Source organism: Bacillus sp. M6-12 (genome assembly GCF_002860285.1).
Classification (GTDB): domain Bacteria; phylum Bacillota; class Bacilli; order Bacillales; family DSM-1321; genus Peribacillus.
This window is the reverse complement of sequence record NZ_PGVF01000009.1, coordinates 85,595-99,260: the sequence shown is the minus strand read 5'-3', so window position 1 is coordinate 99,260 and position 13,666 is coordinate 85,595. Positions and strand designations below refer to the sequence as shown.

General features: G+C 40.6%; 11 protein-coding genes. 4 read left to right on the top strand and 7 right to left on the bottom strand.

Features of this window, described 5'->3' with window-relative positions; genetic code table 11:
• Positions 1–30 precede the first annotated feature (30 nt).
• The 3 genes from CVD28_RS12240 to CVD28_RS12230 are packed head-to-tail and all read right to left on the bottom strand — an operon-like array spanning position 31 to position 2,511.
• Entirely contained in the window at positions 31–687 is a 657-nt protein-coding gene (locus CVD28_RS12240; RefSeq protein ID WP_101592661.1) for an amino acid ABC transporter permease, read from the bottom strand.
• A gap of 19 nt (positions 688–706) precedes the next feature.
• Positions 707–1,537: a transporter substrate-binding domain-containing protein gene (locus CVD28_RS12235; protein ID WP_101592660.1), complete on the bottom strand. Its 831-nt coding sequence runs from the start codon at positions 1,535–1,537 to the stop codon at positions 707–709.
• A gap of 29 nt (positions 1,538–1,566) precedes the next feature.
• Positions 1,567–2,511 (bottom strand): dimethylarginine dimethylaminohydrolase family protein, encoded by a 945-nt coding sequence (locus CVD28_RS12230; RefSeq protein ID WP_101592659.1) that lies wholly within the window; start codon positions 2,509–2,511, stop codon positions 1,567–1,569.
• Between the two features lie 635 nt (positions 2,512–3,146).
• Here CVD28_RS12230 and CVD28_RS12225 point away from each other — a divergent pair.
• On the top strand, positions 3,147–3,401 hold the full coding sequence (locus CVD28_RS12225; protein WP_101592658.1) for an alpha/beta hydrolase-fold protein: 255 nt from the start codon (positions 3,147–3,149) through the stop codon (positions 3,399–3,401).
• 472 nt (positions 3,402–3,873) lie between these two features.
• Here CVD28_RS12225 and CVD28_RS28760 read toward each other — a convergent pair whose 3' ends face one another.
• From CVD28_RS28760 to CVD28_RS12215, 3 genes are all read right to left on the bottom strand, one after another.
• Positions 3,874–4,002, bottom strand: coding sequence for a hypothetical protein (locus CVD28_RS28760; RefSeq protein ID WP_257985844.1), 129 nt, complete (start codon positions 4,000–4,002; stop codon positions 3,874–3,876).
• A gap of 103 nt (positions 4,003–4,105) precedes the next feature.
• Entirely contained in the window at positions 4,106–5,128 is a 1,023-nt protein-coding gene (locus tag CVD28_RS12220; RefSeq protein ID WP_219621194.1) for an acyltransferase, read from the bottom strand.
• 437 nt (positions 5,129–5,565) lie between these two features.
• Entirely contained in the window at positions 5,566–7,299 is a 1,734-nt protein-coding gene (locus CVD28_RS12215; protein ID WP_180954139.1) for an ABC transporter substrate-binding protein, read from the bottom strand.
• 95 nt (positions 7,300–7,394) lie between these two features.
• On the opposite strand from CVD28_RS12215, the gene CVD28_RS12210 reads away from it, so the two are divergent.
• Positions 7,395–8,651, top strand: coding sequence for an MDR family MFS transporter (locus CVD28_RS12210; protein WP_101592655.1), 1,257 nt, complete (start codon positions 7,395–7,397; stop codon positions 8,649–8,651).
• Between the two features lie 268 nt (positions 8,652–8,919).
• Positions 8,920–10,275: a TrkH family potassium uptake protein gene (locus CVD28_RS12205; RefSeq protein ID WP_101592654.1), complete on the top strand. Its 1,356-nt coding sequence runs from the start codon at positions 8,920–8,922 to the stop codon at positions 10,273–10,275.
• Positions 10,276–10,775: 500 nt separating this feature from the next.
• On the opposite strand, the gene CVD28_RS12200 is transcribed toward CVD28_RS12205, so the two are convergent.
• Positions 10,776–12,113: an MDR family MFS transporter gene (locus tag CVD28_RS12200; RefSeq protein WP_101592653.1), complete on the bottom strand. Its 1,338-nt coding sequence runs from the start codon at positions 12,111–12,113 to the stop codon at positions 10,776–10,778.
• Positions 12,114–12,301: 188 nt separating this feature from the next.
• Between CVD28_RS12200 and CVD28_RS12195 the strand changes: the two genes are divergently transcribed.
• On the top strand, positions 12,302–13,423 hold the full coding sequence (locus CVD28_RS12195) for an NAD(P)/FAD-dependent oxidoreductase (RefSeq protein WP_101592652.1): 1,122 nt from the start codon (positions 12,302–12,304) through the stop codon (positions 13,421–13,423).
• The last annotated feature ends 243 nt before the right edge of the window (positions 13,424–13,666 follow it).

Sequence of the window (13,666 nt, the reverse complement as noted above, 5' to 3'; positions counted from 1 at the left end):
AACGTTCTGAATCTATTAAATAAGAAGAAACTATTCGCGAAGCTTAAATTTACGTTCAAAAATCCGGATGACCTGGGACAGTGTAAAGGTAATAATAAAGTATAAAATCGCTACTGCCGTCCAGACTTCCAATGAACGAAACGAAGTTACGATAAGGTTCTTCGCCACTAGCGTCAAATCAGTGACTGATATCACAGATACTAGGGACGAATCCTTAATCAAAATGATGAATTGTGATGCTAACGGCGGCAGCATTTTTCTAAATGCTTGCGGCAGGATAATCAGGCGCATTGCCTGGAAATAGGTCATTCCCGAAGAACGGGCAGATTCCATTTGTCCTTTAGGAACCGATTCAATTCCTGCACGGATAATTTCAGCTACAAAGGCTCCTGAAAACGCTGCTAAACCAAGCACTGCTGACCAATATGGCCCTAGCTGCAGGAATTTTCCTAATACAAAGAAGATCCAAAAAAGCAGGACAAGGAGCGGAACCCCTCTTATAAACTCTATATAAGCTGTTGCCAGAAAAGATATGATTTTGTACTTGGAAATCCTGCAAAGTCCCAGGATTACCCCCACCGGGATACTAATGATTAAAGCCAAGGCTGAGATTTGAAGTGTCAGCAGGACCCCGTCCAGGAGAAGACCGATATTTTGCGGAATAACACTCCAGTCGGCTTGATACATGGATATTCCTCCAATGGGATTATTTTTTCGTTTCTACCTTGTCAAGCCAATCAGCATTTTCAAACCATTTTTTACGGGACTCCAGTTCAGCCGGACTGCCAATATAGGATTCCAGGAATGAATTAATCCATTGAATAGACTTCAGGTCGTCTTTACGGACAGCGATGCCCAAGTTCTCTGATGAAATCAGGTCGTATAATCCCCGGACACTATCAGGGTTCATCAATTCATAAGTGCGCACCCCTGGCTCATCATATATAATCCCGTCAGCCTGGCCCTGAATCATCGCCATTGAAGCAGATGGAAAATCCTCGAAATCAAGAACTTCAGCATTTTTATATAGCTGTTTTGCGAGTAAGGCACCGGTGGTCCCCAAAGAAACAGCAATCTTCTTGCCTGGCTTATCAAGGTCCTGCCAGGATTTTGTTGCGGTATCCTTTTTTGGCAGCATCATTACCTGTCCGGTTTTAAAGTAAGGATTTGCAAAGCTTACAGAGAGTGCTCGGTCGCCCCTTATTGTCATTCCGGCAACAACCATGTCAATTTCCCCAGTTTGAAGCGCAGGAATTAGTCCATCGAAGCCAAATTGCTTAAATTCAACATCTACCTTTAGCGATTCTGAGATCGCCTTAGCCGTATCGATATCGTAACCAATAAAATCTCCATTCAAGTCTTTCATTTCGAATGGAAAATATCCAGGAGCAGTACCGATGATTAGTTTTTTCTTCTTCAGCACGTTATCAATTGTAGAAGGATCGTTTCCTGCTTTCTTTGTATCAGAATCATTGCTGCACCCGGTTATGACCAAAGTAAAAAGAAGCAACAGTACAAAAATCAGCCTTTTTCTCATTTTCATTCCCCTTTTTTATATATGGTTTATTAAATTGGATCCCTTTTTAAAAAAGCAGTCATGCAATGCATAGCGCCCCATCCGTTCAGTATTTCACTCATATCTGCTTCAATAGCAGCAACACCGGCTTCCTCCAGCTTACTTTTCATTTCCTGACAGCCTGATGGCATGACAACTTTACCCGGCTCAAGTGCAACAAAATTAATACAGGCCCTGATTTTGATTTCTTCAACATTGGTAGCTTCTATAATTGTAAAATCTCGTTCCAGCAGGAATTTGACTACCTCAAATGGAACCTGCCATGGGAAAATCGCAGCAGTCTTTCGATCAGCAAAATTAATCAGTCCATCCAAATGGGCATGCCCATATGGGATCTCAAAATGGAGGATTTGGCTGACGCCGATATTTCTTAGCTCTGATTCTACTTGTTCAGCGCCTGACCGATTGGCCCGTGCACCTGTTCCAAGAATCACAGTTTCACGGTCAAGCCACATTGCGCACGCTCCATCAAACCATCCATCACCATTAATGGTCTTAATAATAGGGACACCCAGCTTCGCTAGAGCAGCCGCCGCATATCGTTCCTCTCCTCTGCGGGCTGATATGCCATTCCGGCACACAATCGCCCCCTCAGGAGTCATTACTACCTGGTCTCTTACAAATAATGCATTGGGCCTGTCTGCCCGCTGTGTCTCTACATAATGCACCTGCACACCATGTTCACGGTAAATATCCGCTAATCGATCATGCTGCTCACGTGCTTTAGCGGGAACCATCGGTGATTTCCAGCGAAACGATGAGTAATTAGAATCCTTCACTTGTTCAATTTCCTCTCCGGGCCTTCTCATCAGGACAGCACGTAATTTCCCTACTTCTGAATCACAATACCAGTTACCCCACACATCCTGTATCTCTTTTGAAAAGCTTATCTCTGATGGAAACCAGCGTTCCCCTTGTACGGTGACTTTCGGCACAGATTGTCCCCCTTTCTCAAACAAACTCTCGATATTTTTCAAAAAAACATTTGTAAAAACCTGTCTGCAGTTTTCAATCTATTTACATACATAACTATGACAAGCAATCCACTTTCATTATCGAATTTTAATAAAAATAATTACGGAAAGATGGCTTAGGGCTCTAGCCTTTTGGCAACAGTGTGTTTGCATATCATCCTGAGAAACCAAAAAAAGCAGCGGCAATCCCCATGCTTCATGGAAATTTCCTGAAAACAACTAAGTCATTTTCCTGTATTCGGTTTCAACAAGCTCCTGCTAAAACAGACAGAAATAATCTAGCAGTATATAATAAAAAGTCTGAATAACAAGATAAAAGGAGTGTTCCTCTTGTTCGAACATTTTGAAATAAATTTTTCAAGAACCGTGAGAGTATATTTGCCGAAAGATTAACAGCAAGGAAGGAATCATATCCAGTGTTATACAGGCATGATGGGCAAAATTTATTTGTTAATGAGGATTGCGGTTATAGAATTTCTTAGGGAATATCGGATTTCTCGAATGAAAACAATATGGGTGTCATTATTGTTGGGGTGGATTGTAATCGCCAAGCTCTGAAGCGTCTGGATGAATATGCACCATGAAAGAGCGTGGAAATGGCCAAAGTGTTTAACGCTAAGAGCGGTGATATAGGCGGAGAAGGAAAAGAGTATATTAATTATATTGTTCATAAACTAAAGCCTTTGATTGATAAAAAATACAGAACCATTCGAACCGATGCTTCTATAGCAGGAAGCTCAATGGGCGGGCTGATCTCCACTTATGCTGCCTTTGTTTATCCGCACATCTTTAAAATATGGCTTCTGTTTCATCCGCATATTGGTTTAATCAGCAAGAGAAAGAGTCTTTGATTCAAAAGAGCGACCTCTCTAATATAGAGAAATTTTATCTGGACGTGGGCACCGACGAAAGAACGGAGAATGTGGATAGTCAACTCTACATCCAATCCAGTGAAGCAGTTTACGGTTTGCTGCAAAATTAAGTAAAAAATAGCTGGTTTGATCTCATCCAAGATGCCCGTCAGAGCGAAGGTGCCTGGAGGAAAAGGGTTCCAAATATTTTCCGCTTCCTTTTAAGTAATGTAAAACGGTTGCGAATACTGACACAGTCAGTATAGCTATTATTTTTCGTGTTCGTTTGGTTATCAATTGCTGACACAGTATTTTATACATATCCTCTTTTGATGGACGGTAATATGAAACCTAAGCAGCTTATTTGGACCCTAACTCGTCGAAAGAATAATATAATTACTATTTCCTAAATTTAGGGGGCTGACAGTAAAAGGAGGGTACAAACGCCCCATTCACTGTCAGCCTCTGCTTATCACTTTTCAATTTCGACTTTACCATTATCTGCATACAGATTATACGTTTCAATTAACCTCATGCTTTTATCCATTTCCTCTTTTTCGAATCCTATTAATTGCTCTATTTCAAAGAAATTAAAATCCATTTAAATCGCCTCCCTTGTTTCTTAATGTAAATATTACTTCATCAAGAAACAGAAGCACATTCATCGTTGGATTGATAATTACTGCAACTTTGGACTGACTTTTCTATTCCAGATACTTTTGGTAAAGTCCTCGTTCTGCGTTTTGCAAAAGCTGGTATGCCAGATACGAAATTACAAAGATAAAAATCGTGATAGATGTATTCCAAACTAGATTATCTATAAGATGATTCAGTCCCAAATGGTTTCTGGCTAAGGTCACTAAATTAATGAAAAATACATGAATTACATAGATGCCCAGTGATTTGCCCCCAACCCTAGTAATGAACATGCCTTTGCCGAGGGTTTTACATTTCAGGACAAAGAGGAATAGCATCACTGTCAGGGGAATAGTCGAGATAAAATATTCCCCATGGCTGCCTCCGCGAATTTTATCGATAAAGTAGCTCTCTCCTGCTTGTAAAAGAAAAAATACAGCCAGCAGAGATACAATAGTTATGAAAGATAGCTTCCTTAGCCTCGTAAAACCAATTGCAAAGGTGAAGCCGAGGGTCGTATAAAATAAGCCAAAAAACATGGCATCCCTTGTGGTCTCCACTTCGAGCTGATAAAACTTTGAATACGACTGGCCAAAGAGACCCATAATATTCAAGCCTAAGCTTACTAAGAACAGTAAGTAAATAAGCTTTAGTCTATAAAAAGTAAAGATGGCCAATACGCTCCAAATTAGCGCCGGTAAAAACCATAACTGATAACCGCTTGTTCCCCGTCCGTAATACACTATATTGAGAAGGGTAAATTCTTTTAAATATTTACTCCATTCCTCTTGGAAATGTCCTTGAAAGTACATTAAAATAACGTCGTATATGAAATAAAAGGCGAACCAATACATATAGAGTTTCAGAATTTTAATCATATATTTTGAAAAATACTGATCTTTGCGGCTGGTAATTGTTATCTTGCTGCCGAATAAATAACCGGAAGCAGCAAAGAAAAACGGAACCGCAAATCTTGATAAATTATCCAAAATAAAATAACCGATTTCACCATTGGCTGGAAACGTATGAATGATAACGACCGCAAATATCGCAAAAAATTTAACCAAATCAATCGCATAATTTCTCTCCATCATGTTCACCTGCATTCCACTTCTTTTACCCTTATCATTATTGACCAAAAAATAAATAGCTAATGGCTTATCATTATTAAACTTCTCTCTAATGCTCATCAAAAAATAGTTTGGCGAGTATTTCCTTGATTTTGGCGAGTATTTCCTTATTTTGGCGAGTAAATGCCCATTTTCGGCGAGTAAATGCTGAATTTTAGCGAGTAACTACCCATTCTTGGAGTTTCATCCTTGGATTTTGGCAAAGTAAGTTACTCTTTTTGGTGATTAATCGCTGAATTTTCGATGGTAAATACTTTTTTGCCGAGTAATTCCCAGAGTTTGGCGATTTAACTAGGAATTTCGGTGAAAATTTTAACTTTCAAACTTTTCAGGTTCAGAACATACTAAAGGCCAGCCAGAAATCTCCGGCTGACCAGCTTTTAATATATAAACATTTGTCATAGCGGCTGAATCCAAAGCTTCCTGAAATCGGCATGGCCAAATAATTGAAAGCGGATATCCTGTATTAAAGGGTTAAAGGTTCGATTTCGGATAGGATGATGGGTATAAAAATAGATCATTTCATTTCCTAAGTATTTTTCTATTTTATCAATAATATCTTCTCGCTCTTGCTGGCCAGATGCCCTCTTAAATTCATCGAGCAGGGAATCTATTATGGCAAAACGCTCATTGTCTACAAATCTCCGAAGCACCAGGGCCCGGTTGTAAAAGAACCCTATAAATGATAAATGTGTATCTTCAGAAGCGATTTCCTCCATCAAAACCAGGTCTGCTTCTGCTTCGAGTCTTGGGGTGTAAATTTGATCAATTTCAAAAACCACATGACGCAAATTTATACCGTGAACTTTAGCTTCCGAAACAAGCCAGTCGCCTTCAGCTATCATTTCCCGGCTTGCAATCGTGTAGAGTGTCAGTTCTTCTCCTGAATACCCAGAATCGGCCAAAAGAGCGGCCACTCTTTCGGGATGCTTTTCTTGCTGTCTTGATTTTGACAGAAAATAGCTGGATGCCTCGCTAAGGTTTTTTCTTCCTAGATCGCGCAACATCTTCTTTACATCCATCAGATGGTATATGGCCTGCCGAAAACCGGGCTGTTGAACAATATGATCCTTGTTAAAGTTGAAGGATAGAAAACGAAAGCCAGGTTCCACTTCCTTAGACTCTACTGTTGAAATTTGTTCATTACCTGCTGCAACTTGATATTTGGCATCATACACAGTATCCTTCGATACCCGCCAAAACTCAATTTCATCAATAAATGGACGCTCAAGGAAATACCGATCAAATGCTTCGAGTACCATTTTCTTGTCAGTCCGCGCTTTAAGCATAAACGGTCCAGTACCGACCCATTGGAACTCATCGAATGGAACATCTTCCGGCAATATGGATAGGTTAGCTGAGCAAAGATACCGGGAAAAAAATGGATTCGGCTTTTTTAAGTGCAGCCTGACGATGTATTTTCCTGGGCACTCCATCGTTTCAATATCCTCAACCAGCCAGTAATACGGAAGCGTTTTGTCCTGGTTTCGGGCAATCGTATAAACAACATCATAACTTGTCATGATCCGCTGATGATGAAAATAAACACCTTTTCTTAAATAAAAGGTCCAAACCCTGTGGTCAGCTGAAACTGTCCAATGGTGCGCAAGATGCGGTCTGACGGTGTCCTGATCCCTGTCATAAACGAGCAGGGTGTCTCCAAGCTGCTGAATCAATGAACATTCAAAGGTAACAGAAGTTTGGAGAGGATCAAGTGTGGTAATATCTCGGGTCATGATCGTCCTTAGAGTCTCGCGGTCACTTTCATCTGTATGCAGGCCGAACAAAGATTGGACATCCTTGGAGATAGCAGTAAACCAATTCTTCGGAATAGGCAGATGCATCAGCTGGATAACTGAATCCAATTCCTGTGCTTCTACAAATAATTGAACAGTTTTCTGTACTTCTGACTGAAAAGGTTCGTGAAAAACGAGCCGGGATGGATTTCCCCTTCCAATGCCTGGCTCATAATGTAACAGCCCCTCTTCTGCAAATTTGTTAAGTTTTCGTTTTATATTTTTTTGAGTGCAAAACCAGAGCGGTTCAAGTTCCTTCAGTTTAAATTCGGCTGTTTGCTGCTGCTCCCTCTGATAAAGCAGCGCTCTTAATTGAAAATAAGAAAAATCTCTCATAATTTCCTCCCAAAAAGGGGACATTTTTCCATGGATTATACCCTTTTTATCTCCTTTTTTTCAATAGAAAATAATAAATAAGGAGGAATGCTATTATGTTTAAAGAATTGCATCCAAATATAAAAACCAGAATTTATACTTCTTTCTTAAGCCGAGTTATCGGATCCATGATATTTCCTTTTATGGCGATTTATTTTACAAAAGAAATAAACGCAACTGCAGCCGGCATTTTGTTAATGATCCAGCTGGCAGTACAATTTATAGCCAGCTTGTATGGGGGATATTTAGCTGACACGGTTGGGCGAAAACGGATGATGGTTGCCGGCGAATGGATGAAGGTGCTGGCACTTACCGGAATGCTGGCTGCCAATTCACCTTGGTTTGTCTCCCCATGGCTAACATTCTTCATGCTGCTGATTGTGAGTATTTCCGCAGGACTTGTCAATCCGGCTGCAGATGCGATGCTGATTGATGTCAGTACGAAGGAAACTCGTGCATTTATGTATTCTATCAATTACTGGGCTGTCAACATGTCAATCATGCTCGGCCTTATCGTTGGAGGCTGGCTTTTCCAAACACGCTTCTTTGAATTGCTGTTATCATTAATTGCAATGTCGTTCATAACGCTATGGATGACTGTTTCATTGATTAAGGAAACCTACCAGGTCAAATTTGAGGAAACCTCCAAGCCATTTGGACTCAAACCGATTTTTGACAGCTACAAAACGGTAATGAGCGATTGGCCATTTATCTTGTTTACGTTAGGCGGAATTGCGGTACTTACGATTGAGTATCAGCGGAACCACTTTATTTCTGTAAAATTGGCAGAAGAAATTATTCCGCAAACTATATCTTTTCTGTGGTTTTTCCCATTAAAGATTGATGGTGTAAGGCTGCTGAGTCTGTTAACAGTTGAAAATACAATTATGATTGTGTTATTCACTGCCATTGTATCCAAATGGATCCAAAATAAAGCAGAAAAGCCAATCATGTATATAGGATTTCTTTTGTTTGGCCTTGGCTATGCGATAATGGCTTTAAGCACTAATATAACTGTCCTCTTTATTTCTGTACTGATTATTTCGGTAGGAGAGCTGTTATATGTTCCTACAAGGCAATCATTGCTCGCTGATATCGTCGATGATTCCCGCCGGGGTGCTTATATGGCATTCAATGGATTTGTCTACCAGATCGGAAAAATGCTAGGGGCAATGGGAATAATCGTAGGAGGAGTAATAGGAGGAGCCGGTATGGCAATTCTTTATATGCTTTTTGTTTTTGCCGGCATCATTTTGTCCTCAATGGCAACGAAGAAATTTGAGAAAAAGGAGAACTCGGTTTCGTTGACATAACCACTTCCACTGAAAAGAAATTCCTGAACAAATTGTTTAGATTTCCAAACTGCCGAAGAACTGTTTGGGTGGGTATAAATGGGAAAAGAATATTCTTAACTACACCCTTAAACCGCCAAGCAATTGACGGTTTAGGGGTGTAGTTATTCCGCTACCAAGGGAAGTTTTGTTTAACAAGTAATATAGATAGTTTGTACAGGGCTAAGTCTTTATTTGTTGTAAGTAATTAGGTATAATTTTGTCAATAAATATATATTACTGGAGAAATATGAACACTAAAATAGCAAACATAACACGAGGATTTTCAGCAGCTCAAATAATTGTTTTTTATTATCTATTAGCAGTGGCTCTATCAACCATTTTATTATTGCTGCCTATAACTCAAAAGGCTAATGCAGAGTTAGCATTCATTGATGCAGTATTTATTTCTATTAGTGCGGTAACTGTAACAGGGTTATCTACACTGGACATAAGTCAGCTTCTTAGTGTCCCTGGGACGTTTATTTTTGCTGTCATTCTTCAGTTCGGAGGAATTGGAATCATGGCTTTCGGAACAATGCTATGGCTTTTATCCGGAAAGAAAATAGGGCTCAGGGAACGAATGCTCATGACAACAGAACAAAACCAGGCGACTGTATCCGGAATCGTTAGGCTGATACGAATGATTCTCTTTTTCTTTGTTGTGATTGAATTAATTGGAGCTGTGGTATTGGGTACATATTTCCTGAAATTTTTTCCGACCTGGCAAGAGGCTTATTTACAGGGCTTCTTTGCCTCTGTGTGTGCCACGACAAATGCTGGTTTTGATATTACGGGAAAATCGCTAATCCCGTTTGCAAAGGATTATTTTGTCCTGAGCTTTAATATGGTACTGTTTATGATCGGGGCACTTGGATTCCCGGTCCTGATGGAGGTGCGAGAACGGTTTAGCCATAGGGGAAATATACCGTTCAGGTTTACTTTGTTTACAAAAATCACAACCGTTACTTTTTTCCTGCTGATCGTAATAGGAACCATTTTTATCTATCTGTTTGAGTATAGTCATTACTATCAAGACAAGGCCTTGCACCATTCCTTCGTCCATTCTTTGTTCTATTCTATATCATCGAGAACTGGTGGAATGGCAATAAACGATGTCAGCGAATTTTCGGCACCCACACTTTTGTTTCTCAGTATCCTGATGTTTATCGGGGCATCCCCTAGCAGTGCCGGCGGTGGAATCAGGACAACCACGTTTGCAGTGATGCTGCTCACCATTTATTATTATGCGAATGGGAACAGGACGATAAAAGTATTCAAAAGGGAAATCGATGAAGTGGATATCATCAAGTCATTCGTCGTCTTCACAACAGCCATACTCCTCTGCTGTGTCGCAGTAATCATCCTTATGAACGTTGAGCCCGACTTTTCCTTAATGGAAATTATATTTGAAGTTTCATCCGCTTTTGGCACCGTGGGTCTTTCACTTGGGATCACTCCGGATCTAACCACTGCCGGGAAAGTCGTGATTATGATGTTGATGTTTATAGGAAAAATTGGGATGTTCACCTTCTTATTCTTTATGGGAGGAAAACCAATCAAAAACGCATATCACTACCCAAAAGAGCGAATCATTATCGGATAATGATAGAGAGTTAAAAGCTTTTTTAAAAAATAATGTTTCTCCAAAGACTGGAAAAATTCCTGAACAAATTGTTCAGGAATTGTTTTTTTTATCCTACATTGGGAAGCCAATTGGCATTTGCTGCCCAGGGAATTGCTGGGCAAGCAGCGCCCGGTAATGATATGCTCTAGCCTTATGCTCGCTTTCTTTTTCACCATAACTGAAATATGCCCTCGGATCCTCTGCGCATGTCTCTTACATTCTCTTAAATTCCTCTGAACATCCTAAATGGTACAAAAACTGATTGTAAAGCTCTTGATATCCCATGGTGTATCCTCCTCCAGAATTGCTAAGCTAACAAAATCAATGTATGAATGCAATATGGATGAAGTGCCTGGCAATTGAGAAGAGCGGAGGCGCCCTGGCTGGAGCTAGACATCTGTACTCGTTCAATAAGTTAATCTTTCTTATTTTGAAAATAAAAACACCCCAAATTGAGGCGTTTATTTGAAATAAGCTTATTAACCTTTAGCTCTGTAAACATTGGCAGGGTCATTATTTTCAATAAAAAAAGAGGTGATCACTGCAAAGAAACTACCAACAAACCCGAATAAAAATAAATGGTGCATTCCTGCCATAAAGTCTGTTCCGCCAGCTAATAACGCTCCCATAATCGTTACCCCAATGGCTGTTCCCATATTGCGGCAAAACATGAAGAACGAAGTGGAAATCCCCTTTTCATGTTCCCCGACCAGCTGCTGGCAGCCAATAACTCCAACCGTAGATAATAAACCAAACGCCAGTCCCTGTATTGTCATTATGAGCAATACATACCAAAAGCTGTAACTTTCATCTAATATCCACAGCAAAAGTCCTGAAATAAATAGTAAAAAATTTCCAACTACCAGCAATTTCCGGTAGCCGTATTGTATGATCCATTTGCCGGCAGGAACGGCAGCTGCCATCCAGCCTGCCGACATACCAAGAAGAACGACACCGCTTAAGAAAACAGAAAGTCCTGATATATCCTGAAGAAACAGCGGAATGAAGCTGGATGTGCCGAATAAGGCGGCTGTACCAATAAAGCCATTAATATTGATCCACGAAATCGTCCTGTTTTTAAACATAGAAAGCGGCACAATTGGGGACTCTTGTTTTCTTTCATAAAAATAGAAAACAGCTATCAATACAATTCCCAATAAGCTGTATAAAAGCTGATTTTCTTTTACAATAGTCACTAAGAGAAGGAAAGTAATACCCGCACCAAAAAGAATTGCTCCTATATAATCAACACTTGCCCCTTTTGGCTGATAGTCTTCCTTATATGGCATCAGTGTTATGAAAGCAATTGCGCAAACAGGCAAGTTAATGAAAAAGATCCATCTCCAGGTCATATACTCAACGAAGAATGCCCCCAGCATTGGGGCAATAATAGCGGAAATCCCCCACATCGCTGAAAATAAAGCCTGTATTTTCCCCCTTTTTTCAATTGGAAAAAGATCTCCGGCAATAATTGCAGGAAAAGGCATCATAAATCCGGCACCAATCCCTTGAATGGCCCGGAAAATTACCAGTTGAACCATATTCCCTGAAATCCCGCATAGAAGTGAACCTATTAAAAATAATATAATTCCTGAGGCGAAAACTTTTTTTCTCCCGAAAATGTCAGACAATCTGCCGGCCACCGGTGAAAGAATCGTAGTCGTAATCATATATGATGCAAACGACCAGGCATACAGGTCAAACCTGCCAAGCTCATCCGCAATAATTGGCATCGTTGTATTCATAATTGTTGAATCGATTGATGCCACCAGCATTGCAAGCACAATGCTTACCATTACCGAAGTTCTGCTTTTCATTTAAGTATCCCCTTTTTTTCAATCTGAACAAGGTATTATAACATGGCAAGTCCAATATTTGGTATTTCCCTGCTCAGGCTTTGCTAGAAAGTATGCGTTTTAGGCAAACATAATGCTCTTGCTTACTTATTTTAAAATAGAAAAGTATAATAAATAGACTACGACGCAAATAAAAAAGGGTGTTAATAATGAGGAGATTTATTATTGTTGGCGCAGGGATTCTTGGGGCTTCTACTGCTTATCAGCTATCTAAAAACGATGCCCAGGTTGTTATTGTTGACCGGAAAGACAAAGGACAGGCTACTGATGCAGCTGCAGGCATTGTCTGCCCATGGCTTTCACAGCGCCGAAACAAAGCATGGTATCAGCTGGCCAAGTCTGGAGCACGATTTTATCCTAACCTTATTGAAGAACTGGAAAAGGCTGGAGAAACGTCAACAGGTTATGCCCAGGTAGGTGCTATTAGCATACATAACGATCCCGAAAAACTAAACAAAATGAAAGAACGCGCTTCGCTCCGAAAGGAAGATGCTCCGGAAATTGGTATGGTAAGCCGTCTTTCCGCGGAAGCGACAAATTCGCTGTTTCCTCCGCTCACAGATGGCTATGCGTCTATCCATATCAGTGGTGCAGCCCGTGTCGACGGCAGAGCACTCCGGGATTCGCTCCTGCGCGCTGCCAAGAAAAACGGTGCCGTTCTTATCCAGGCCGACGCCACACTTCTCTTTGAAGGAAGCAAAGTAACGGGTGTTAAAGCAGGTGATCAGCAGTTTACTGCTGAGGCAGTGATAGTCTGTGCCGGTGCATGGGCAAATCAACTGTTGAAGCCGTTAGGCGTTCAATTTAATGTAAGCTATCAAAAAGCACAAATCGTCCATCTTGAGCTTCCAGAAACGGATACAAATAACTGGCCGGTTGTTATGCCTCCCCACGACCAATATCTCCTCGCCTTCGAGAATGGAAGAATCGTCATCGGAGCAACCCATGAAAATGACATTGAAGGATATGATACCCGGGTTACCGCAGGCGGCTTGCAGGAAGTCATTAATAAAGCACTGGACGTGGCACCCGGTTTGGCTTATGGCAGCTTTGTTGAAGCAAGGGTCGGGTTCCGCCCCTTCACTCCCGGATTCCTCCCTGTCATTGGCGGGCTCCCCGGCTGGAATGGAATTTTAGTGGCGAACGGTTTAGGAGCTTCAGGCTTGACAATGGGTCCCTTCATCGGATCACAGCTCGCAAAGCTGGCACTCGGTGAGCAATTGGAAATAGATTTAAATAACTATAATGTTAATGGAGCACTGGAGGATTGAATTTCCAGGTGCTTTTTAGTTCCCAGATTTCCTGCAATGTGCAGTTTCAATTTACAACAAGGGCTTATGTAAAAGCAATTTTAGGGGAACTTCGGATAAATACCCTAAGTTTCACTTATTCGCTCACCCCTATGCCTTGCTGAACTTTATTACATCTGTTACAGGAACTATTACTAAAATTTAAATATCTTTTATAAGAATAATTTCTTTGAATTCATAACCCTTTAAAAATGTAAGCGTTTT